Genomic DNA, 20,961 nt, shown 5'->3' on the forward strand with positions numbered 1-20,961 from the left:
TTTCAGCATTAGAACCGAGCTTGTCGTAGAACTATGTCTAGAGATGTGGCGACTCCGGCGACAGCGGCGACAACCCATGCAGCACGGGGCCTGGAGCGTGGCGACAAAAGTGGCGACAGTCGCCACTTTTTGCACGCTTTGGCCGTGACGCTTGACCGTCTTTTCGAGTGGGTATAAAAATTGGTGCACGGACCGCTGTTGTTGACAGCACCAGCCCAGGTAGCCAGAACCTTTAAGGCTACGCCACTTGCGTGGTGGTTCTCCCGAAGTGCGATTAGCGTCCGGCGGCTCGCACGGTCACTCCCCAAGAGTGATGGATGCCCACTCGACTGATCTGCCCTCTGCGGCAGACGATGAACCTTCCTCGCTGCGCTGCAGCAACCTCACCTTTCGGCACACTTCGTTGCGCCAGACTGCGCCCGTCTCTTTCTGCTGGAAAGAGACGGGCGCTCGTACCACTGCTGCAAACCACGCCGTACAAGGCATTGCCGCAACTCTCCTCGTGACAATCGGCCTGACAAATCTGATTCGTCGCCATCCGCATCGATACAGGCACCGGTGCCGCAGCCTTTGGAAGGGCTGCACCTGACTGACAGTCAGGCATGCCCCAGGTGTCCATGTCGTTGCCTTCTCCTGCTCAGGATCTCCAGGTGCCGAACTCGTCAGTGTCGGCACAGCCTCCACCCGCCCGCATCTTCGGATGCGACTAAGGAGGCCAGATTCATGGGTTCATGCCCTCGCTCCCGGTCGTAAGGAGCCGTGTGTTCCGCGTCAGTGAACACCTCACAGGCCGCAGGGGCCTTGATCCCTGATAACACTCAACAGCCGTGGCGGGACTACGTGAGGACAACCAGCAATTACCGAGGAGAGGGCCCATGCAGCAGTTAGATCCGAAGCTTGAACTACCACGACCGCCTCGACCGCTGATTGAGTCAAACCCCGTGGCCGAGCCTTATCCGGTCCAGGCACTGGGTGGAATTCTTGGGCCTGCGGTTGAGCGCATGGCCGAGGTCATCGGCGTGCCCCAGGCACTGGCCGCACAATCGGTCTTGGCTGCCTCGGCGCTAGCCACTCAAGGTCATGCGGGCTTGCAACTCGATGGACGAAATTACCCCCTGTCGCTGTTCCTGATTACAGTGGCCGCGTCAGGTGATCGCAAGACCGCGGCAGATCGTTTTGCATTGCTGCCAGCACGGCAATGGGAGCGTGAGCAGTGGCAGCGCTACCGTGAACAACTCGCCCGGTACCGTGTCGCGCAGCGGCAGGCGCAGCGTATCAACCCTGGCTATCCCGACCCCACAAACGGCGTACCGCTTGAAGCGGAGCCCTCTGCACCTAGGCTGATCACCACGGATCCGACTATCGAGGCCCTGATCAAGGGACTCTGCCATGACTTGCCGAGCATGGGCCTGTTCTGTGACGAGGGGGGACAATTCCTCGGTAGCAGCACCATGAGTCGAGATAACCGTTTGAAAGCGGTTACGACCTTGTCGTCACTCTGGGACGGCAGTCCGATAGATCGCGCGCGGTCCATGGTGGGTGAAAGCTTGCGAGCTTACGATCGACGCTTAAGCCTGCACCTGATGCTGCAACCGTATCTAGCCATGCAGTTACTCAGTGACCCGTTGCTGCTGGGGCAAGGCATTCTCGGTCGCTGCCTCATGACCTGGCCCACCAGCCTGGCCGGACAACGCAGTTACCAGGCTGTCGACTTGTCCAAAGACCCCGCCCTAAAGCGATATCACCACCGTCTTTCGGCCCTGTTTCATCAGCCTTGGTCGCTTTCCGCTGACGGTGCCTTGCGGCTGTCACCGCTGAGCCTCAGTCCACTGGCTCGTCGTCGCTGGATTGATCTGCATGATGCCATCGAGGCCCAGTTGGGTGAGTTTGGCGAGTTGGCCAGCGTACGGCCTAGCGGATCGAAGGCCGCCGACAACCTGCTGCGCGTCGCCGGCAATCTGGCAGTCGTGGAGGAGAGCAGCGTCGTGGAGGTCGATCATATCCAACGGGCCTCGGCCTTAGTCGGCTATTACCTCTCCGAGATCCAGCGCCTGACCGAACAGGAACCGGTGTGCCGGGTAAAAGAGGAGGCAGACCGGCTGCTGCGCTGGCTGCAGGTCAAAGATTGGAAGCGCTTCAGTATTCGGGAGCTGAATCGCAATGGTCCCCGATTTGCCCGTAAGAGCAGTCGTCATGCCGCCAAGCTGTTGGTCGAGTTGATTGATCATCAGTGGCTGAGCACCGACGGTTGTACCTTCGAGGTGCGCCATGTTCAATCTTGATGAAGCGCTGCGCAACCACCTGGCTCAGCGCCAAAAGGAGCCGAAAGCGCGGTTTGTCGCCGCGACTGTCGCCACTTTGTCGCCACGCTCAAAGCCAGGCAGGACAAGGGTTGTCGCCGGTGTCGCCGGTGTCGCCACCACCCATAAAGCTATCACCTCGCCGACAGCCATCATCCAATGGTTGAAAGAGGAGGGCGCGCATCTCTACGTCTCCGATAACAGGCTGTGTTTTCGTCCGACGGATTGGGCCCAGCTCGCCATCGTGAGTGCGTACTGGCAAGCCCTTTTGCATGATCTCGCTGCAGTCGATCAGGAACAGAAAAATGGCTCGGGTCGGTAAGCGAGCGGGACGTAATTTTGGCTTCGGTCGCCAGCTCAGCTATGCCGGACCGCAAGCACTGAGAGATCTGTTTGGCGACGGCCATTTTGCTACCGTCAAAGCCCATAGCGATCGCTGGCAGGCATTCGTGCGTTGGTGTCGATCCGAGGAAGGGCCAAGGCTCAATGACGCGCGACAGATCGACCGCGAGATCCTTATGCGGTACGCCTTCCATTTGCGCGAGCAGGTTGATCAGGGCAACGTCGGCATCGCCACCGCACAGAACCGCCTGTCCAGCGTGAACCGAACGATGGCCGCGCTGCGCGGTGATCAGTACGTCAAAATCCCCAGTCCGAGCAAGGCGCTTGGCTTGCAGCGCTCAGGTGTGCGTAGTGAGGCCCCGCAAGGCCAAGACCGTGTCCAGGTCGAGTTGATCACACAGGCGTTGTCAGAGCGAGGCCAGCAATCGAGGGTGAGTGCCATTGTGCTCCTTGCTCGGGAGACCGGCATGCGCCTGCGTGAAGCGATCTTGGCGGACTTGCCCCGGCTGCAACGTGAGGCTCGGCAACTAGGCAAGATCAATATCCAGGACGGCACCAAAGGCGGTCGATCAGGCGCATCTGCACCGCGTTGGATTGCGGTCACGGATCAAGTTCGTGGCGCCCTCGACAGGGCCAGCGAGGCTTCACCCAAGGGCAGTCGGAATCTGTTAACACCTGATGAAAGCTACAAAGATTTCTTACAGACAATCGTGCGACCGGCACGGGACATCCTGCATGAGCATGGATTGAAAGGCTTTCATGAACTGCGGGCGGCTTACGCCTGTGAGCGCTATGAGCAACTGACCGGCTTCTCCGCGCCCATCAATGGCGGTCGTGGTCATCGAGACGATCGAGCACTCGATCAGCGTGCACGCCAGCAGATCAGCCACGAGTTGGGGCATAACCGCATCGACGTGGTGAGTGCCTACATCGGAGGTCGTTGATGAAGTCCGAGTTCGATATGGCGTTGTTTCTGAGTCCCGTGCTCAAAGGTGCGCATGCCACGCGGCAGCGGCATATCAGGCAGGCAGAAAGGATGCACAAGGCGATTCGTGAGCGCTGGAGTTGTGCGACCCCCTGGTCCTGGAAGGAAAAGCACACCAGATGGTTTTTAGAGCACTATCTGCGTTGCTCAGCACCAGCGACCGTCTATTACTATGAGTTAACAGCAGGGCTGATCCGCCGCAGAAAGGCGCAACTCGTGGTTGTCTGATAGACGCTTTTAAGCGTGAGCCCCTGAGTATGGGAATGCGGAGCCTTCCCATACTCAGGGGCTTGGCCGAAGAAGCGCAGGCATGCGGCAGATTTAGCGACAGTCGCCACTTCAGTCGCCCTGCTGCACGACACGGATTGTCGCCGGCTCAGCGTATCGGCACGACGTTACGGTCCCTGGTTTGATTGATGGCGGATGCCGACAGGCTGCCGGTGGCTGCCTTCTGGATATGTTCACTCCACCAGGCCATCATCGGACGCCGGCGTTCGATGTAATCCGCCCGGTTGTAGGCGCTTCGAACTTCGTCTTTATCGACATGCGCCAGCGCGACTTCGATCAGCTCCGGATCCCATCCATGTTCGTTCAGGATTGTGCTGGCCATGGAGCGCATTCCGTGGCTGACCAAGCGGTCCTGAAAACCCATTCGTTTCAACGCCATGTTGGCTGTTTGGCTATTCGCGTGGGTGCGCGGGTTTCTATCTGACGGGAACACATATTCCCTGTGGGCGCTATGGGGCTTAAGCGTCTCCAATAACGAGAGTGCATGTTCGGTCAGCGGGATTGTGTGCGGACGACGCTTTTTCATTCGCTCCGGAGGGATGGTCCAGAGGCGTTTGTCGAAGTCGATATCTGCCCATCGGGTGGTCGCCGCTTCGGAGGGGCGGGTCATGGTGTGCAGCTGCCATTCGATCAGGCAGCGGGTCGTCCGCTTGATGCTGGCGTTCGCGATTTCCATCATGAGCTCGGGAAGCTCATCAGCTGGTAGCGCGGCCATGTTCTCTTTTTTGGGTTTCTTGAAGACCGCTCGAATGCCGCTGAGAGGGTTGGCAAAGATCATTCCGGAATTGACCCCGTAGGTCATGATCTCGTTAAGGCGCTGGCTTACCCGCTTCACGGTCTCGAGGCTACCTTTGGCCTCAATCGGCCGAAGGAGCTTGATGACCATCGGGGCATTCACTTCTGATAGCGGCGTTGATTTCATGCTCGGAAATACATGCAGCGTGAGTGAGCGCCAGATGTCTTCGGCATACGCCGGGGTGACGGAATCCTTCTTCAATTCGAACCACGCGGTGGCTACGTTCTCGAACGTATGTTCCGTTTCCGCTCGTTTGGCTTCCTGCAGTTCATTACGCTGAGCTTTGGGGTCGATGCCCTGTGCAAGCAGCTCTCTAGCCTCAACGGTTTTCTTTCTGGCTTGCGCAAGAGAAACCTCGGGATAAGAGCCGAGTGCCATGTTGATTCGATTCTTGGTGACGGGATGCCGGAAGTTGAAATTCCACTGCATCGAGCGATTGACTCTGACACGGAGCTGAAGCCCGTCGCCATCGGTGAGGACGTAATCCTTGTCTCTCGGTTTGATCGCCTTGAGCTGGCGGTCGGAGAGGCGGGTGGTTTGAGCGCACATGAGAAGTACTCCATGACACTTTTTGGTATTCCCAAGATTAGCCCTGGGTAGCCGGGAATACCATTGGGAATACCAAATCGCCTGGAACTCTAAAAACCTCGAAAGCCCCCAATAGCCCTGAAACCCCCGTATTCACTGGATTTCAGGCACAAAAAAAGACGTCCGTGGACGTCTTTAGATGATGAAGTGGTGGAGCCGGGGGGATTTGAACCCCCGTCCGCCAGTACTCCGCTGTCGGTACTACATGCGTAGCCGTGTCTATTAAGTTAACCCTCAGCGACCCGACGGGCAGGGTGCTTTGGGCGAGTTGTGTAAGTTTTAGCCGCTTCGTCCACAACGTACTGCACGGCGATTCTGTTCTATATGACAATCATTTTGGGTTTACAGACATCCCCTGATGATTGCTGGACCCGAAGGTACCAGAAGCTCAGGATCTAAGGCTGCTTACGCAGCGATAGAGAATTCCTGGCCGTAGGTTTCGTCATTGGCAACTATAAGTAGTTGCAACAGTGGATTTACGAGTTCTGTTACCAACTCGGCATGCACCTAAAGTTTCGCAACCGGCGTCGAATCCTAAACGGCCCCGAGCCTGCTGCTCTGTGAGTCAAAGTGAGCAACAAGCCTGCACAGTGTACGCCAACATGGCTCTGAAGGCCAACCCGAAGGTTGGCCCTCAGTGGCTATCAGGTTTTACTGCCTTTGCCTTTGCCTTCACCTTCGCCTTTGTCTTTGTTCTGTATTTCCTGCAGGGTTTGAGTGGTTTCGGAAATGCATTTCTTGGTGCCTTCCTCGGTGTTTTGCGCCTGGTAGGCCTTGGCTTGCTGGACACTGGCCTCGACGCGAGCACTCATTTCCGGCGTCTGAATCTGGGATTTGGCATTGGCGATGGCTTGCAGATTGGTCGCACAGAGATCGTCGCCGGCGGCAAATGAAGAAGACGCCAGCATTGAGGCAGTAACGAACAGACCTAACAGTACAGAGCGTTTCATATGGATCTCCTTGACCTGAGGGTCCAGGCAATCGCTGGCCATCAGGACGGGCTGCCAATTTTGGGAAAGGTCCCACGTTCGCGGGACTTGATCAGTGGACTGCGACAGCGCGTCAGGGTTCTATTTTTCTTCAGATCGCCCTGGCCTGGGTCACCCGATCCACCAGATAGACCAGCCCGTGATAATCAATTCCACCGTATTGCGTCAGACCGATCTCACAAGTGCGACTGGTAGAAACCCCTTCACTGCATTGCTGTACCGCGTCCTTGAGCGTACGCAACGAATGGGCGTTCAATTCCGGGGTGGTAAAGCCCTTGTCGCCGGCAAAACCGCAGCAGTGAATGCCTTCCGGAATGACCACGTTTTTACTGCATTTGCGCGCAAGATCGATCAGCGCCTGGCTCTCACCGAGATGCTGAGTGCTGCACGTGACGTGTACTGCGATCGGCGCTTCCTGGGGGGTGAAATCGAGACGATCCATCAAGTGAGTGCGGATGAAACGCACCGGGTCGTACAGGTCCAGTCGCACATCGCCCAAGTCCTGAACCAGCCGCAAAGTGCAGGGGCTGGTGTCGCAATAGATTGGGTCGAGTCCGCCGCGGCTGGCGTGCAGTAGTGCGCCGATCAGTTCCTGACGCTTGTGTTCGGCTTGTTCGGCGTAGCCTTTGGAGGCGAATGGCTGACCGCAGCAGAGGTTGTCCTGATTGTCCGGAAAAACGACCTGGTAACCGGCTTTTTCCAATAGACCACGGGTTTTTTCGTATAGTGACATTTGCTCTTTATCGCCCGCTGCCGGGCCCATGACCCGCGACACGCAGGCCGCCAGGTACACCACCCGAGGCCGCTCGTCCGACACGGTCGGGCTGAAACGGATGGCTCTTTCCGGCTGTGGCATGGCGTTGGTCCATTGCGGGATCTGATTCTTGGACAATCGCGTCAGCGATGCCGAAAGCTTTGCCAGGCGCGGCGTCCCCAGTAGCATCCGCGCACCGTTGGCGACGTGCAGGGTGAAGCGCGCGCCTTGCAACGCGGTGGCGAAATTTCCTTCAATCCAGTTGGCGGTTTTCGTATTCGTTGCCTTGCGGCCACGGAGCTTTTTCACCAGCTCGCCGGTGTTGATTCCTACAGGGCAACGTTGTGCACACAGGCCGGTGGCGGCGCACGTATCGATGCCCTGGTATTCGTAGGCTTGTTCCAGTTCGGCGGTGTCTGTGCCGGCGCGTTTCTTCGCTTGAATGTCACGCCAGATCACGATGCGCTGGCGTGGACTCAGCGTCAGGTCTTTCGACGGGCACACCGGTTCGCAGAAACCGCATTCGATGCACTTATCCACAATCTCGTCGGCGGCGGGCAACGGTTTCAGGTGCTTGAGATGGATCTGCGGATCGTCGCTGAGCACCACGTCCGGGTTGAGAATGCCGTTAGGGTCGAGCAGACGTTTGAGCTGCCACATCAACTGGTAAGCGTCGCTGCCCCATTCCAGTTCGACGAAGGGCGCCATGTTGCGACCGGTGCCGTGTTCGGCCTTCAGCGAGCCGCCGAACTCAACGGCCACCAATTGCGCCACGTCGTCCATGAACGCCTGGTAGCGTGCGACTTCTTCCGCGCTGTTGAAGCCTTGGGTGAAGACGAAGTGCAGATTGCCTTCCAGGGCGTGTCCGAAAAGGATCGCTTCGTCGTAGTGATGTTTGTCGAACAGTTCGATCAAGCGGTTCACGCCGATGGCCAGTTGTTCCACCGGGAAAGTTACGTCTTCAATGATCACCGTGGTGCCGGTTTTGCGCACCGCGCCGACGGCGGGGAAGGTGTCCTTGCGGATCGCCCAGAGCCGGGCGTTTTCCGCCGGGTCTTCGGTGAAGTCGACTTGTTTCTCTACCGGGAACCCAGTCAGTGACGCCATGATTTGCGTCAGTTGTTCCTGGAGCAAAGTGGAAGAGGCTGCGCGGGATTCGATCAGCAGGGCGCAGGCATTGGTCGACAGTTGTTGTACGAAAGCGGGCATGCCGGGCTTGTCCTGCACCGAGCGCAGGCTGCGACGGTCCAGCAGTTCCACCGCCGAGACGGGTTGGCTTTTCAGCACGGTGACGGCGTTGCAGCAGGTTTCTACATCCGGGAACACGATCAGCGCCGACGCCTTGTTCGGGTGGTCGATCACCGTGTCGTAGGTCACCGCGCTGATGAACCCGAGTGTCCCTTCGGAGCCCACCAGCAAGTGGCTCAAGATATCCACAGGCTCGTCGAAATCCACCAGCGCGTTGAGTGACAGCCCGGTGGTATTTTTCAGACGGTATTTGTGGCGAATTCTCGCAGCCAGTTCCGCATTGGCGCGGGTCTCGCGGCCCAATGTCGCCAGACGTTCCAGCAGCTCGGCGTGGCTCTCACGGAAAGCTGCGACACTGGTGGCGTCTTCGGTGTCGAGACGACTGCCATCGGCCAGCACCAGACGAATCCCGGCCAGCGTGTGATAGGTGTTCTGCGCTGTGCCGCAGCACATGCCGCTGGCATTATTGGCGACGATGCCGCCGATTTTGCAGGCGTTGATCGACGCTGGATCTGGGCCGATCTTGCGGCCGAACGGTGCCAGCCAGGCGTTGGCCTGGGCGCCGATCACACCCGGTTGCAGGCGGATTTGCGTACCCTGGCCACGGATTTCGCGACCGTTCCAGTTATCCCCCAGCACAATCAGCACCGAATCGCTGATGGCCTGGCCAGACAGGCTGGTGCCGGCGGCGCGGAAGGTCACCGGGACTTTATCCCGTTGCGCCAGTTTGAGCAGCGCCACCACTTCGTCTTCGGATTCGACGCGTATCACCAATTTCGGAATCAGCCGGTAGAAACTGGCGTCGGTGCCGAAGGCCAAAGTCGACAGCGGATCGTCGAAGCGCCGCGTTTCAGGAATCAGTTGCTGCGCATCGCGCAGGAAAGCCGCCGGTAGATTCATTGGTCCTCCAGAATCAGAACCACCAGGTCTTTCGGGCCGTGGGCACCATAAGCCAGGACTTGTTCGATGTCGGCTGTCTTCGACGGGCCGGACACTAGCAAGGCATTGGTCGGCATGCCTTGGGCCCATTCGAATTCCTGCTGCACCTGATAGAAGTTGTCGCGGATTTCACTGGCCTTGAGCAAGGCGAAATGTACCGGCGGCACCAGGCTCATCAGGCGCGGCTCTTCCCGCGTCGGCCAGATAATCAGGCTGCCTGTCGCGGCGATTGCGCCGAGGGTGGTGGTCAGGCTGGCCGGGGTGTCATTGAACAACTCGGTTTTCCATTCCTCGGCCGGGCGGTTGTAGGCTTTGAGCGCAGGCAGGCCAGGATTTTTCGCCCAATGTTGAGTGACACGTTGACCGTGAGCTGTTGTCGGCGCAATCAACAGGCTCGGCAATTGGCGATCCCGCAGCAGTTGCGCCAGCAATTCGGGCCAGCCTTCTCCAGACGTCAGATGAATTTCGGTGTGCACCGCTTCCATCAATTTGCGCAGCTGCGGGATGCGTTGCTCGGGCGTGTAGGTGTAGGGCTTGGTCACCAATTCGACATCGAAATTGTCAGCCAACGGCTTTGTGCCAGTCAGACTGTTGCGCAATTTGCCGAGAATATTTTGCTTGGCGCTCATCAGCGGTCTCCCTGTTTGGCCAGATGCTCGCGGGCCATGTCATGCAGTGAGCGGGCGGCGGGTTTTGGTGCGCTGTGGTTCTGGGTCCACGGGCCGACGTTGCTCGGGGTCAGCGCGCGCAGGCGAGTGGCGAAGAAGCCGAACCAGCGATAGAGCGTTGGCGAGCTGTTGAGCTTTGCCCAGGCGTTCCAGATAAAGCGTTCTTTGCGCGAGTACTTGCTGCCTTGGCCGCGCATCACTTGATGCGGGCTGTCCGGCGCTTTGACGTTCTCTTCCCGTAGGCGACGTAGCAATGCAGGGATCGGAATTTTTACCGGGCAGACTTCACCGCAAGCGCCGCATAACGAAGACGCACTCGGGTGATCGGGGACTTTCGCCAGGCCGACCATGTGTGGGGTGATGATTTTTCCGATAGGCCCAGGGTAAACCTCCCCATAGGCATGGCCGCCGATTCGGGTGTAGACCGGGCAATGATTCATACAGGCGCCGCAGCGGATGCAGTTAAGGGTCTGGCGCAGTTCACTGTCGGCAAACGCCTGGCTGCGACCATTGTCGAGCAATACCAGGTGCACTTCCTGCGGGCCGTCGAGCTCATGTTCCTTGCGCGGGCCGGAAATCATGTTGACGTAGGTGGTGATCGGTTGGCCGAGGGCCGAACGGGTCAGCAGCGACAACAGCGGTACAACATCCCGCAGGTTTTCGACGACCTTCTCGATGCCGGTGACGGCAATGTGTACGGGCGGCACGGTGGTCGACATGCGCCCGTTGCCTTCATTTTCCACCAGCAGCAAGGTGCCGGTTTCGGCCACGGCGAAGTTGACGCCGGAGACGCCGATGTCAGCTTCAAAGAATTTCTGTCGCAAGACTTTGCGACCGATCTGAATGAGTTGGTCAACGTCCTTGGTGTACTCCACGCCAAGTTTGTCGTGGAACAAGGACGCGACCTGACCGGCATTCTTGTGGATCGCCGGCATAATAATGTGTGAAGGCTTCTCTTGGTCGAGCTGGACGATAAATTCGCCCATGTCCGACTCCAGGCATTCAATGCCTTGAGCCGCGAGGACATGGTTCATCTCCATCTCTTCGCTGACCATCGATTTGCCCTTGATCACTTGCCGCCCCTCGTGAGCGCGGATGATCGATAAGACGATGCCATTGGCCTCGTCCACCGTTTCCGCCCAGTGCACTGTCACACCGTTGCGGGTCAGGTTCTGTTCAAGCTGCTCGAGCAGATCGGGCAACTTGGATAAAGCACGGGCGCGGACAGCATTGCCCAGCGCTCGCAAATGTTCTCTTTCATGGGCATCGCTGAAGGACGCTGCCCGTTTGCTCATCAGTGAATCCATCGCGCTGCGAAAGTTGTTTCGCAGTTGCGTGTCAGCCAAAGCCTCGTGAGCCCGGGCGCGAAAATCTTCTTCTACGGCGACCTGCTCCTGGTAAACAGGAATCAGCATGGGGGCGCTCATGAAGCACCTCCAGTACGCTGCCAAAGGAAGCTGGCCAGATGCTGACCGCGTAACGCTTCCTGCTGTTTCTCCAACGAGCCATTGATGTTCATCAGGCAGCCGCAATCGGCACTGAGTACCTTGTGCGCGCCGGATTCCTTCAGCGCCCGGGTTTTGTCAGCCACCATCGCGCCGGAAATGTCTGGCATACGGACGCTGAAAGTCCCACCAAAGCCACAGCATTCACTTTCGTGGCTATGGTCGACTCGCTCCACGTTGCTTAGCTGCGCCAATAATTCACGGCCATGCAGATGGGTATTCATTTCACGGCGTGCCGAACACGACGTGTGCAGCGCCACTTTGACCGGCTCGCCGCTGTCCTTGAGCTGCACCTTGCAGACAAATAGCAGGAACTCGGCCAGCTCATAAGTCCGGGCGGCCAGGGCCTGGACCTGTTTCAGCGTTTGCGGCTCGTCCTTGAACAAGTCGGCGTAGTGTTCGCGCAACATCCCCGCGCAAGACCCCGACGGCACCACCACCGGATAATCCCCGGCGAACAGCGTCAGTTGCGAGCGCGCCACGGCCCGGGCCTGATCGGTGTAACCCGAGGTGTAGGCCGGCTGCCCGCAGCAACTTTGCCCTTGCGGGTATTCGACACGAATGCCTTCGCGCTCCAGCAGGTGGATCGCGTCCATCCCGGCTTCCGGGTAGAACAGATCCACCACGCAAGTCCCGAACAGGTAGACCCGTGACGGTTTTTCGCTGGGGTATTGCCGAGGCTCGGGCAGTGGCGGGGCGACGCGGGTCGCGTTTGGCACAGCGTTGTAAAAAAGCTCGCTCATCAGGCGTGTCTCCGGGTGGTCCCGGTTATCCGTCCGCTGAGGCTGCTGAATATAGAGAGGGAAGCTTTCAGCAGCCTTGCAGACCCGGTTGTGAATAGCTGACGCCGGGGGGCGTAATCCGGCGTCGGTTTTTTCCGTGTCGTGTGTAGTTCTTAGTGCACCAACATGCCGGTGAACCAGTAGGCCTGAGCCAAAGTGATCAGGCCGACAATCGTTGCAAAGAATAGGCTGTGCTTGAGGGTGAAGCGGAACAGGTCCGATTCCTTGCCCACCAACCCGGTCGCGGCGCAGGCCACGGCGATCGATTGCGGCGAAATCATCTTGCCGGTTACGCCGCCGCTGGTGTTCGCCGCCACCAGCAAGGTGTCGTTGACGCCGATCTGGTGCGCAGTGGTTGCTTGCAGCGAACTGAACAGTGCGTTGGATGAGGTATCGGAACCGGTCAGGAACACGCCGAGCCAGCCGAGGAATGGCGAGAAGAACGGGAATGCCGCCCCCGTGCCTGCCAGGACCAGAGCCATGGTCGACGACATGCCCGAGTAGTTGGTGACGAAGGCGAAGGCCAGCACCATGCCGATGGACAGAATCGGCCAGCGCAGTTCGTAGACGGTCTCTTTAAAAGTGGTAAGACCAGTTTTTAGATTGATCTTCAGCACCAGCATCGAGATCAGCGCAGAGAAGAAAATCGCCGTGCCGGTCGCGGAAATCGGATCGAGTTTGAACACCGCCGGAATCGCCGTCGGGGCGGTCACGATTGGGGCGACCTTGATCACCATTTGATCCAGATGCGGAATCGCGAAGTTGAACACCCAGCCATACATCGAGCCGCCCGCGGCGAACATGGCCTTGAACGGTTTCAGCGTCCAGATCGTGACCAGCACGGTGAGGATCAGGAACGGCGACCAGGCCTTGAAAATTTCCCCCAGACTGTAAGGCGAAGGCACGGTGGTGCGCGGTTGGCCGAAACCACCGGTGCTGGCCACCACGGAAGCCGAGACGGCGCCGACGATGTGGGCACCGGCGGCGCGTTTTGGCTGCCAGATTTTCAGGAATAGCGTCAGAGAAACGAGGCTGGCCAGCGCCGAGGTGATGTCCGGCAGTTCCGGGCCGATGAAGTTCGAGGTGAAATATTGGGTAACGGCGAAGCTCAAGCCGGCCACCAGTGCGGCCGGCCAGGTTTCCCGAACGCCGCGCAAGCCGTCCATCATGAACACCAGCCAGAACGGGACGAACAACGACAGCAATGGCAGTTGGCGACCGGTCATGGCGCCGATCTTGAACGCGTCAATGCCAGTGACTTGCCCTGCGACGATAATCGGAATCCCCAATGCGCCAAAGGCTACCGGCGCGGTGTTGGCGATCAGGCACAGGCCGGCGGCGTACAACGGGTTGAAACCCAGTCCTACCAGCAGCGCGGCGGTAATCGCTACCGGTGCGCCGAAACCGGCGGCGCCTTCCAGGAAGGCGCCGAAGCAGAAACCGATCAGCAGCACTTGCAGGCGTTGGTCATCGGTGATCGACAGCACTGAGCTGCGGATCACTTCGAACTGGCCACTCTTGACCGTCAGTTTGTAGAGGAACACCGCTGCCACGATGATCCAGGCAATCGGCCACAAGCCGTAGGCGAAGCCATATCCGGCTGCCGCGAAGGCCATATCGACCGGCATCTGAAAGGCAAAGATTGCCACAGCGATGGCCAGGGCCAGGGTGATGCTGCCGGCCACGTGGCCTTTGAGGCGGAACACGGCCAAGGCCAGGAAGAAAAATACGATGGGGATGACGGCCGCGAGTGCGGACACGCCAAGACTGCCGAGCGGGCTGTAGAGCTGTTGCCAGGTTTGCATATGGGTGGCCCCTAATTGTTGTTGGTCAGGCACTGGTCAGCGTTCTTGGATAATTGGTAATACCAATTTACAATCGCTGTTGGCTAGGGTAAAAGCCTTGTATGCGGTGTGTCAATTTGCCGCCCTAAAACTTTTGTCGAATGAGCGGTGCAGAACGCATCTGATCTGTCCGATCAAGTGTCGTCTGGTAGGTGCTGACACAGCGCCGATAGGCCAGAATAGAGAGCCCGGCGAGCCGTCGGGATCGTGGAGAATTGAGTGATGGGGTTTGATCAGATTCGGCAACGCCGTTTGTCTGACGATATTGTCGAGCAACTCGAGGGGATGATTCTCGAGGGCACGTTGAAGGCTGGAGAGCGTCTGCCGGCAGAACGTGCCTTGGCCGAGCAGTTCGGCGTGTCACGCCCTTCGTTGCGCGAAGCGATTCAGAAATTGGCCGCCAAAGGGTTGCTGGTCAGCCGTCAGGGCGGCGGTAACTATGTGGTGGAATCCCTGGGCTCGACGTTCAGTGATCCACTGTTGCATCTGCTGGAAAGCAACCCCGAGGCCCAGCGTGATTTGCTGGAGTTTCGTCATACGCTGGAAGCATCCTGTGCTTACTACGCGGCATTGCGTGCCACGGACGTGGATCGCGAGCGGCTGACGGCGGCGTTCGACGAATTGCAGGACTGCTATTCGCGCCATGACGAGGTGGGTCGGGCCGAAGAGGGCGCGGCGGATGCGAAATTTCATTTGGCGATCGCCGAGGCCAGTCATAACGCAGTATTGCTGCACACCATTCGTGGACTGTTCGACCTGCTCAAACGCAACGTCGTGACCAATATCGGCGGCATGTACAAACAACGCGCTGAAACCCGCGACATGTTGATCGCTCAGCACAGAGAATTGTATCTGGCGATTATCGAAGGCAGGGCAGAGCAGGCAAGGGAGGTTTCCAGTCGGCACATTTTGTATGTGCAGGAAGTGCTGGAAGAGGTGCGTCAGGAAGTGCAGCGCGTGGCTCGGGCGGAGCGGCGCAAGGGGATGTAGTCAGTTAGTTCTGTAAACGATCGTTCCCACGCTCTGCGTGGGAATGCATCCCGTGACGCTCCGCGTCACAACGCGGACGCAGAGCGTCCATTGCTGCATTCCCACGCAGAGCGTGGGAACGATCATCTGAAGGCGAAAGAACTAGTCTTCCTTACCCTTGTTTCGCACCGCACGCTGCAATTCACGACCGGCGTCGCGTTCGCGTTCGGTATCACGCTTGTCGTATTCCTTCTTGCCCTTACCCAGAGCGATCTCGCACTTGACCATGTGCTTGCTCCAATACCAGGACAGGCACACGCAGGCGTAACCCTTTTGCTGCACGGCAGCGGCCAGCTTTTCCAGCTCGCGCCGGTTGAGCAGCAGTTTCCGCGTGCGGGTCGGATCAGCGATGACGTGGGTGCTGGCAGTCATCAGCGGCGTAATGTGGCTGCCGAGCAGCCAGGCTTCGCCATCCTTGAGCAGCACGTAACTGTCAACCAGTTGCAGCTTGCTTGCCCGCAAACTTTTTACTTCCCAGCCGGCCAGGACCAGACCAGCCTCGAACTTATGCTCGATGAAGTAATCGTGTCGCGCCTTTTTGTTTTGCGCGATGGTCCCTGTTGGGTGTTTCTTCTGTTTAGCCATAGGGGCGGCATTATAGGGAGTTGCAAGCGAGTCGGCTACGGTGACGCTACGTGCTTGAGCAGGTTGATTGAATCCCGGACAATGCGGCCTCTTTTTTGAACGCTTGGGCGTGATAACGATGTCGACAGACAAGGTTTCTGTCCACGGCAGTTGGGCTAGCCGCTGGGTCTTCATACTCGCCGCGACCGGTTCGGCCGTGGGGTTGGGTAGCATCTGGAAATTCCCTTACATGGTCGGCGTCTACGGTGGCGGAGCCTTCGTGCTGATGTTCCTGGCCTGTATCGCGCTGATCGGTATGCCCGTCATGCTGGCCGAAACCCTGATCGGCCGGCGCGCGCGGCAGAGCCCGGCGAATGCCTTGAAGGTCCTGGCGCTGGAAGCGGGACATTCGGCGAAGTGGTCCTGGGGCGCGTTTGCCGGGATGATCACGGCGTTGCTGATCCTGTCTTTCTATAGTGTGGTGGGCGGCTGGTCGCTGGACTACATCATCGACATGGGGCGTGGCGACTTCCAGGGTGTGACACCTGATCAGGTCGGCGCGTACTTCGGCAATGTGATCGCTGACCCATGGCGCCTGACACTTTGGCACACGATTTTCATGCTCCTCTCAGCCGTGGTGATCGCCAAAGGCGTGGTCGCCGGGCTGGAACGCAGCCTGCGGATCATGATGCCGCTGCTGTTCGTGATGATCCTTGTATTGCTGGGCTACAGCATGACCACGGGCCATTTCATGGAAGGCGTGCATTTCATGTTCGACTTCCATCCGGAAAAAGTGCTCGACGGCTTGCTGCCGGCGATGGGGCACGCTTTCTTTTCCCTGAGTGTGGGCGTCGGTTCGATCATGATCTACGGCGCTTACATGCCGAAGAGTTCCTCGATTTCCGGGACTGTGGTCGGCGTGGCACTGCTCGATACCTTCGTTTCCCTGGTGGCGGGTCTGGCATTGTTTCCGATTGTGTTCGCTGCCGGCCTGAACCCGAGCGAAGGCCCTGGCCTGATGTTCGTCAGCCTGCCATTTGCCTTTGGCAACGTAGCGTTCGGCCAGTTGATGGGCGTAGTGTTCTTCGTGCTGGTAGCAATTGCGGCCTGGAGTTCGGCGATTTCCCTGCTCGAACCGATGGTGGCTTACCTGGTTGAGCGCACGAAGATCAGTCGTGCCTGGGTCACCTTCTGGCTGGCGTTCATTTGCTGGTTCGTCGGTCTGGGTACCGTGTTTTCCTTCAATATCTGGAAGGAAGCCAAGTTTTTCGTGAACGAAGGCGGGATGTTCCATCTCTACCAATGGGGGGCGGCCGGTGGCCTGGACTTCTTCGGTGTGATTGATTTCTTCACCTCGCGGATCATGTTGCCACTCGGTGGTTTGTGTTTCGTGGTGTTTGCGGGCTGGGTAATGGGGCGTGAAGCGGTGCGCGACGAGTTGTCGATCCGCCGTCCGGTGCTGTTCGCCCTGTCCCTGTTCTTGATGCGCTATGTGGCGCCCATCGGCATTCTCGTAGTGTTTGCCGCCCAGCTGTGGAAGTAACGCTGACATGACGACACACATTCAACGTTCGGCCCTGCTGCCATATCCGGCACAAGCGCTTTATGACCTGGTCAACGACGTGGCCCGCTATCCGGAGTTCCTTCCGTGGTGCTCAGCTGCGGACGTTCTGGAAAGCACTCCTGAGCTTATGCGTGCCCGCGTAGGAGTGGCCAAGGGCGGCCTGAGTCAGCATTTCGTGACGCGCAACACCCTGGTGCCAGGACGTTCGATCGAGATGAACCTCGAGGAAGGTCCGTTCAGCCAGTTGCACGGCGTCTGGGTATTCAAGCCGTTGGGCGAGAAGGCCTGCAAGATCAGTCTGGACTTGTCGTTCGACTATTCGGGACCGCTGGTGCGTGCGACGTTGGGGCCTTTGTTCAATCAGGCGGCGAATACGCTGATGGACGCGTTTTGCCAGCGTGCGAAACAGATGCATGGTTGAGGTCGTGATTAAGGTCGAAGTGGTGTATGCCGCCGTTGATCGTCAGGTGTTGCTTACCGTAACCGTGCCGGTGGGCACAACAGTGCGAGATGTGTTGCTCAACTCCGGCTTGAATAGCGAGTTCCCTGAGCTGGATCTGACCAGTTGTCCGGTTGGAATCTTTGGCAAAGTGATCGCTGATCCGGCCAATCGTCCGGTTCAGGCAGGGGATCGCCTCGAGATTTACCGGCCGTTGCTGGCTGATCCGAAAGAAGTTCGCCGGTTACGTGCCGCCAAGGCTGCCGAGGCCAAAGCCCAGAATCAGTGATCCGGGTAAATGACAGGCAATAAAAACCCGGGCATGCCGGGTTTTTTATTGCGTCGCAAATTATTGCGGCGAAGTTTCCAGCGGTTCTGGCGTCGGGACTGGAACGGTTTCTACGTTGTCCACGTCTTTCTGGATCTGGTCCAGCAATGAACCTGGCTTGACCGGTTTTTCTGGCTTCGGTTTCTCGACGTTTTCGGCAGGCGTGGTCACCGTAGTGTCACTGTCCTTGCCGAGAATGGCTTCGTCGCGGCTCACGCCTGGCATAAAATCGCCAGAGAGGCTGACAAGTTGATCATTTGGGTTGAAGATGACGCTAATGCGTTCCTGTTGGCGTTCACCGCCACCCGGTTGCAGGCTGTACAGATAATCCCAGCGATCGGCATGGAACGTGTCTGTCAGCAGAGGGTTGCCCATGATAAACCGTACTTGCCGGCGGGTCATTCCCGGGCGTAACTGGTCTATCATGTCCTGCGTGACGACATTGCCCTGCTGGATGTCGATTTTGTAAACCCCGGGGAATGAACAACCGGCGAGTGCGAGCAGTCCCACAAAGGTGAAACTGGTTAGCAAGAGCTTGGTGTTTTGCATCGGTGGGCGACTTCCACTATCTTGGCTGGGACAACGTAAACGCCGATCATACCCGCATTAAGAGAAGCTGCGAAGCAGCATCGCGAGAAAGCTGACCATGGTTGAAAATAGCGAACTACGCAAAGCCGGCCTCAAAGTGACCCTTCCACGGGTCAAAATTCTGCAAATGCTCGATTCCGCCGAGCAACGCCACATGAGTGCCGAGGACGTCTACAAGGCGCTGATGGAGGCTGGTGAGGACGTCGGTCTGGCCACGGTTTACCGTGTTCTGACCCAGTTCGAGGCAGCTGGCCTTGTGGTGCGGCACAACTTCGACGGAGGCCATGCGGTCTTCGAGCTGGACGATGGCAAGCATCACGACCATATGGTCAACGTCGAGACCAGTGAAGTGATCGAATTCTTCGACGAAGAAATCGAGCGGCTGCAGAAAGCAATCGTCGACAAGTATGGCTTCGAGATGGTTGATCACAATCTTGTACTGTACGTGCGCAAGAAAAAGTAAGCATGTCGCGCGAACTTCAGGTTCGCGAAACGAACGAAGGCGACCCCAGGGTCGCCTTCGTGCTTTCTGTCGTTCTTAAATTTTCGCGGTAACGACCATCTTTTTTGCGTGAGCCAGTGATTCCTTGGTGAGATCGATGCCGCCCAACATTCGTGCCACTTCTTCGATGCGATCGGTCTTGCTCAGCTTGGAAACTGCCGTATGCGTAGCGTCTTCACCGCGCACCTTGTGTACAAATAGATGTTGATGCCCCTGCGCCGCAACTTGGGGCAGGTGTGTCACGGTCAGAACCTGCCCGCGCTCCCCGAGACGTCGCAGCAACTGGCCGACAATCTCGGCAGTCGGGCCGCCGATACCCACGTCCACTTCATCGAACACCAAGGTCGGTACGCGCGAGGTCTGTGCGGTGATCACCTGAATCGCCAGGCTGATACGCGAGAGCTCGCCACCCGATGCTACTTTCGCCAGGGCTTTCAACGGTTGCCCCGGGTTGGCGCTCACCAGCAGTTCTACCTGTTCGAGCCCATTGGGCAACAGTTCATCGATGCTGTTGGGGCGCAGTTCGATGGTGAAGCGACCGCCGGGCATGCCCAGACGTTGGATTTCCTGCTCCACGGCACTGGCCAGGCTGCCCGAAGCTTGATGGCGCAGATCGCTCAACTCCCGAGCCTTTTCCTGATAATGGCGGGCGTAGGAGGCCAGCTCATTGCTCAGTCGTTCGATAGATTCGTCGTTGGCATTCAGGGTTTCGATTTCATCGAGTAGTTTCTGCTGCATCTCGGCGACCTCGGTCGGCTGGATGCGGTGTTTGCGTGCCAGGGTGTAGATGGCATCGAGGCGCTCTTCCAGGTATTGAAGGCGGGCCGGGTCAGCGTCGAAATTGTCGAGAAAACGGTTCAGCTCGCCCACGGCTTCTTCAACCTGAATCTGCGCGCTGGTCAGCAGGCTGCTGGCTTCGCCCAGGGCGCCGATCGAATTATTCACGCTCGATAGGCGGTTAAGGCTGGCGGTAAGTGCGTTCAATACATTGCCGGAATCGCTTTCGCTGCATTGTTCGACCACTTGCCGGCAAATCCCCAGCAAGGTTTCGGCGTTGGTCAGGTTCTTGTGCTCCTGTTCCAGCTGCTCCAGCTCACTTTCGCCGAGGCCGAGGTTTTCCAGTTCTTCAAGTTGATAGCTGAGCAACTGATGACGCGCGCGCTGTTCGTCGCCGGAATTGGAGAGGCGTTCCAGTTCCTGACGGGTCTGGCGCCAACGTTGGGCGGCCAGTTGCACCTGGCGGGCCAGGTCCGTGGCGCCGGCGTATTCGTCGAGCAGACGGCGGTGAGTATCGGTTTTCAGCAGGGACTGATGTTCGTGCTGGCTATGGATATCGATCAGCAACTCGCCCAGGGCCTTCAGGTCGCCGAGGGGGCAGGGGGTGCCGTTGATATAGCCGCGCGAGCGTCCTTCAGCAGTAATCACTCGACGCAGAATGCACGGGCCGTCGCTCTCGAGGTCGCGCTCGGCCAGCCAGGCGCTGGCTTCCGGGATGTCGATCAAGTCGAAGGTGGCCAGGATATCGGCCTTGTCGGCGCCCGGGCGGACCACGCCGCTGTCGGCGCGATCGCCCAAGGTCAGGCCGAGGGCGTCGAGCATGATCGACTTGCCGGCACCGGTTTCCCCTGTGATCACGCTCATCCCGCGATCGAGTTCGAGATCGAGATGTTCAACGATGGCGTAGTTATGTATGGACAGGTGCACCAGCATAAAGGCCGCTCCCAGGCTTTAGGTCTGGTTATTTATACAGTGTTTTGTTTCTGGCTGACAATGCCCCCTCTTAGGTCGATTTGCTTGTACCAAAGAAATCCTTAGTGCGATGAGGAATGACAATGCAGCTGTTTTTTGTAGGGTCAATCATTAAATAGCCCTTGAAGCTGAATTTTGCGGCCCCATATACCGGGGCAGAAGCGCGAGTT

General features: G+C 58.3%; 19 protein-coding genes and 1 other RNA gene. 9 read left to right on the top strand and 11 right to left on the bottom strand.

Annotation, left to right across the window (positions count from 1 at the left end):
- Nucleotides 1-875: 875 nt before the first annotated feature.
- From MEB48_RS18545 to MEB48_RS18560, 4 genes are read left to right on the top strand one after another with little or no spacing between them, the layout of a single operon-like run.
- Nucleotides 876-2,282 (top strand): YfjI family protein, encoded by a 1,407-nt coding sequence (locus MEB48_RS18545; protein ID WP_073452169.1) that lies wholly within the window; start codon nucleotides 876-878, stop codon nucleotides 2,280-2,282.
- The gene (locus MEB48_RS18550; protein WP_095145082.1) at nucleotides 2,269-2,622 is read left to right on the top strand and encodes a hypothetical protein; all 354 of its coding nucleotides are present in this window, start codon (nucleotides 2,269-2,271) and stop codon (nucleotides 2,620-2,622) included. Before MEB48_RS18545 ends, MEB48_RS18550 begins: the two co-directional genes overlap by 14 nt.
- Nucleotides 2,606-3,586 (top strand): integrase domain-containing protein, encoded by a 981-nt coding sequence (locus tag MEB48_RS18555; protein WP_095145081.1) that lies wholly within the window; start codon nucleotides 2,606-2,608, stop codon nucleotides 3,584-3,586. Before MEB48_RS18550 ends, MEB48_RS18555 begins: the two co-directional genes overlap by 17 nt.
- Nucleotides 3,586-3,855 (top strand): hypothetical protein, encoded by a 270-nt coding sequence (locus MEB48_RS18560; RefSeq protein WP_073452175.1) that lies wholly within the window; start codon nucleotides 3,586-3,588, stop codon nucleotides 3,853-3,855. Before MEB48_RS18555 ends, MEB48_RS18560 begins: the two co-directional genes overlap by 1 nt.
- 148 nt (nucleotides 3,856-4,003) lie before the next feature.
- Here MEB48_RS18560 and MEB48_RS18565 read toward each other — a convergent pair whose 3' ends face one another.
- The 8 genes from MEB48_RS18565 to MEB48_RS18600 all read right to left on the bottom strand — a co-directional run bounded on the left by MEB48_RS18565 (nucleotide 4,004) and on the right by MEB48_RS18600 (nucleotide 13,989).
- On the bottom strand, nucleotides 4,004-5,260 hold the full coding sequence (locus tag MEB48_RS18565; RefSeq protein ID WP_237885443.1) for an integrase domain-containing protein: 1,257 nt from the start codon (nucleotides 5,258-5,260) through the stop codon (nucleotides 4,004-4,006).
- A 187-nt stretch (nucleotides 5,261-5,447) separates the two neighbouring features.
- Nucleotides 5,448-5,845, bottom strand: a transfer-messenger RNA (tmRNA) gene (gene ssrA / locus MEB48_RS18570).
- 98 nt (nucleotides 5,846-5,943) lie between these two features.
- Nucleotides 5,944-6,249: a hypothetical protein gene (locus tag MEB48_RS18575; protein WP_237885444.1), complete on the bottom strand. Its 306-nt coding sequence runs from the start codon at nucleotides 6,247-6,249 to the stop codon at nucleotides 5,944-5,946.
- 130 nt (nucleotides 6,250-6,379) lie between these two features.
- Nucleotides 6,380-9,190: an FAD-binding and (Fe-S)-binding domain-containing protein gene (locus MEB48_RS18580; protein ID WP_237885445.1), complete on the bottom strand. Its 2,811-nt coding sequence runs from the start codon at nucleotides 9,188-9,190 to the stop codon at nucleotides 6,380-6,382.
- Nucleotides 9,187-9,858, bottom strand: coding sequence for a LutC/YkgG family protein (locus MEB48_RS18585; RefSeq protein ID WP_237885446.1), 672 nt, complete (start codon nucleotides 9,856-9,858; stop codon nucleotides 9,187-9,189). Before MEB48_RS18585 ends, MEB48_RS18580 begins: the two co-directional genes overlap by 4 nt.
- Complete coding sequence (locus MEB48_RS18590) at nucleotides 9,858-11,324, bottom strand: LutB/LldF family L-lactate oxidation iron-sulfur protein (protein ID WP_237885447.1); 1,467 nt, start codon at nucleotides 11,322-11,324, stop codon at nucleotides 9,858-9,860. The genes MEB48_RS18585 and MEB48_RS18590 overlap by 1 nt, the downstream gene beginning before the upstream one ends.
- Entirely contained in the window at nucleotides 11,321-12,145 is an 825-nt protein-coding gene (locus tag MEB48_RS18595; RefSeq protein ID WP_237885448.1) for a (Fe-S)-binding protein, read from the bottom strand. Before MEB48_RS18595 ends, MEB48_RS18590 begins: the two co-directional genes overlap by 4 nt.
- Nucleotides 12,146-12,297: 152 nt before the next feature.
- Nucleotides 12,298-13,989 carry a lactate permease LctP family transporter gene (locus MEB48_RS18600; RefSeq protein WP_237885449.1) on the bottom strand — a complete coding sequence of 564 codons (1,692 nt, stop codon included), beginning with the start codon at nucleotides 13,987-13,989 and terminating at the stop codon, nucleotides 12,298-12,300.
- A gap of 261 nt (nucleotides 13,990-14,250) precedes the next feature.
- On the opposite strand from MEB48_RS18600, the gene MEB48_RS18605 reads away from it, so the two are divergent.
- Nucleotides 14,251-15,018: a GntR family transcriptional regulator gene (locus MEB48_RS18605; RefSeq protein ID WP_030128095.1), complete on the top strand. Its 768-nt coding sequence runs from the start codon at nucleotides 14,251-14,253 to the stop codon at nucleotides 15,016-15,018.
- A gap of 141 nt (nucleotides 15,019-15,159) precedes the next feature.
- On the opposite strand, the gene smpB is transcribed toward MEB48_RS18605, so the two are convergent.
- Nucleotides 15,160-15,642 (bottom strand): SsrA-binding protein SmpB, encoded by a 483-nt coding sequence (gene smpB / locus MEB48_RS18610; RefSeq protein ID WP_007900551.1) that lies wholly within the window; start codon nucleotides 15,640-15,642, stop codon nucleotides 15,160-15,162.
- Nucleotides 15,643-15,760: 118 nt separating this feature from the next.
- Between smpB and MEB48_RS18615 the strand changes: the two genes are divergently transcribed.
- From MEB48_RS18615 to MEB48_RS18625, 3 genes are read left to right on the top strand one after another with little or no spacing between them, the layout of a single operon-like run.
- Nucleotides 15,761-17,164: a sodium-dependent transporter gene (locus MEB48_RS18615; protein ID WP_237885450.1), complete on the top strand. Its 1,404-nt coding sequence runs from the start codon at nucleotides 15,761-15,763 to the stop codon at nucleotides 17,162-17,164.
- A gap of 7 nt (nucleotides 17,165-17,171) precedes the next feature.
- Nucleotides 17,172-17,606, top strand: coding sequence for a type II toxin-antitoxin system RatA family toxin (locus MEB48_RS18620; RefSeq protein WP_237885451.1), 435 nt, complete (start codon nucleotides 17,172-17,174; stop codon nucleotides 17,604-17,606).
- Nucleotides 17,599-17,913 (top strand): RnfH family protein, encoded by a 315-nt coding sequence (locus MEB48_RS18625; RefSeq protein ID WP_237885452.1) that lies wholly within the window; start codon nucleotides 17,599-17,601, stop codon nucleotides 17,911-17,913. Before MEB48_RS18620 ends, MEB48_RS18625 begins: the two co-directional genes overlap by 8 nt.
- Before the next feature lie 60 nt (nucleotides 17,914-17,973).
- Here the strand turns inward: MEB48_RS18625 and MEB48_RS18630 are convergent, their stop codons facing one another.
- Entirely contained in the window at nucleotides 17,974-18,501 is a 528-nt protein-coding gene (locus tag MEB48_RS18630) for an outer membrane protein assembly factor BamE (protein WP_237885453.1), read from the bottom strand.
- 97 nt (nucleotides 18,502-18,598) lie between these two features.
- On the opposite strand from MEB48_RS18630, the gene fur reads away from it, so the two are divergent.
- The gene (gene fur, locus MEB48_RS18635; protein ID WP_003197684.1) at nucleotides 18,599-19,003 is read left to right on the top strand and encodes a ferric iron uptake transcriptional regulator; all 405 of its coding nucleotides are present in this window, start codon (nucleotides 18,599-18,601) and stop codon (nucleotides 19,001-19,003) included.
- Nucleotides 19,004-19,078: 75 nt separating this feature from the next.
- On the opposite strand, the gene recN is transcribed toward fur, so the two are convergent.
- Nucleotides 19,079-20,752 carry a DNA repair protein RecN gene (recN, locus tag MEB48_RS18640; RefSeq protein WP_237885454.1) on the bottom strand — a complete coding sequence of 558 codons (1,674 nt, stop codon included), beginning with the start codon at nucleotides 20,750-20,752 and terminating at the stop codon, nucleotides 19,079-19,081.
- Nucleotides 20,753-20,961: the final 209 nt, after the last annotated feature.

It is taken from the genome of Pseudomonas sp. PGPR40 (genome assembly GCF_022014505.1).
Taxonomy (GTDB): Bacteria; Pseudomonadota; Gammaproteobacteria; order Pseudomonadales; family Pseudomonadaceae; genus Aquipseudomonas.

What these genes read in the sequence shown, in the direction of transcription:
- MEB48_RS18600 (WP_237885449.1), bottom strand. Translation starts at nt 13,989, where the DNA reads ATGCAAACCTGGCAACAGCTCTACAGCCCGCTCGGCAGTCTTGGCGTG.
- MEB48_RS18560 (WP_073452175.1), top strand. Translation starts at nt 3,586, where the DNA reads ATGAAGTCCGAGTTCGATATGGCGTTGTTTCTGAGTCCCGTGCTCAAA.
- MEB48_RS18630 (WP_237885453.1), bottom strand. Translation starts at nt 18,501, where the DNA reads ATGCAAAACACCAAGCTCTTGCTAACCAGTTTCACCTTTGTGGGACTG.
- MEB48_RS18550 (WP_095145082.1), top strand. Translation starts at nt 2,269, where the DNA reads ATGTTCAATCTTGATGAAGCGCTGCGCAACCACCTGGCTCAGCGCCAA.
- MEB48_RS18555 (WP_095145081.1), top strand. Translation starts at nt 2,606, where the DNA reads ATGGCTCGGGTCGGTAAGCGAGCGGGACGTAATTTTGGCTTCGGTCGC.
- MEB48_RS18595 (WP_237885448.1), bottom strand. Translation starts at nt 12,145, where the DNA reads ATGAGCGAGCTTTTTTACAACGCTGTGCCAAACGCGACCCGCGTCGCC.
- smpB (WP_007900551.1), bottom strand. Translation starts at nt 15,642, where the DNA reads ATGGCTAAACAGAAGAAACACCCAACAGGGACCATCGCGCAAAACAAA.
- MEB48_RS18545 (WP_073452169.1), top strand. Translation starts at nt 876, where the DNA reads ATGCAGCAGTTAGATCCGAAGCTTGAACTACCACGACCGCCTCGACCG.
- recN (WP_237885454.1), bottom strand. Translation starts at nt 20,752, where the DNA reads ATGCTGGTGCACCTGTCCATACATAACTACGCCATCGTTGAACATCTC.
- MEB48_RS18590 (WP_237885447.1), bottom strand. Translation starts at nt 11,324, where the DNA reads ATGAGCGCCCCCATGCTGATTCCTGTTTACCAGGAGCAGGTCGCCGTA.
- MEB48_RS18625 (WP_237885452.1), top strand. Translation starts at nt 17,599, where the DNA reads ATGGTTGAGGTCGTGATTAAGGTCGAAGTGGTGTATGCCGCCGTTGAT.
- MEB48_RS18605 (WP_030128095.1), top strand. Translation starts at nt 14,251, where the DNA reads ATGGGGTTTGATCAGATTCGGCAACGCCGTTTGTCTGACGATATTGTC.
- MEB48_RS18575 (WP_237885444.1), bottom strand. Translation starts at nt 6,249, where the DNA reads ATGAAACGCTCTGTACTGTTAGGTCTGTTCGTTACTGCCTCAATGCTG.
- MEB48_RS18565 (WP_237885443.1), bottom strand. Translation starts at nt 5,260, where the DNA reads ATGTGCGCTCAAACCACCCGCCTCTCCGACCGCCAGCTCAAGGCGATC.
- MEB48_RS18580 (WP_237885445.1), bottom strand. Translation starts at nt 9,190, where the DNA reads ATGAATCTACCGGCGGCTTTCCTGCGCGATGCGCAGCAACTGATTCCT.
- MEB48_RS18615 (WP_237885450.1), top strand. Translation starts at nt 15,761, where the DNA reads ATGTCGACAGACAAGGTTTCTGTCCACGGCAGTTGGGCTAGCCGCTGG.
- MEB48_RS18585 (WP_237885446.1), bottom strand. Translation starts at nt 9,858, where the DNA reads ATGAGCGCCAAGCAAAATATTCTCGGCAAATTGCGCAACAGTCTGACT.
- fur (WP_003197684.1), top strand. Translation starts at nt 18,599, where the DNA reads ATGGTTGAAAATAGCGAACTACGCAAAGCCGGCCTCAAAGTGACCCTT.
- MEB48_RS18620 (WP_237885451.1), top strand. Translation starts at nt 17,172, where the DNA reads ATGACGACACACATTCAACGTTCGGCCCTGCTGCCATATCCGGCACAA.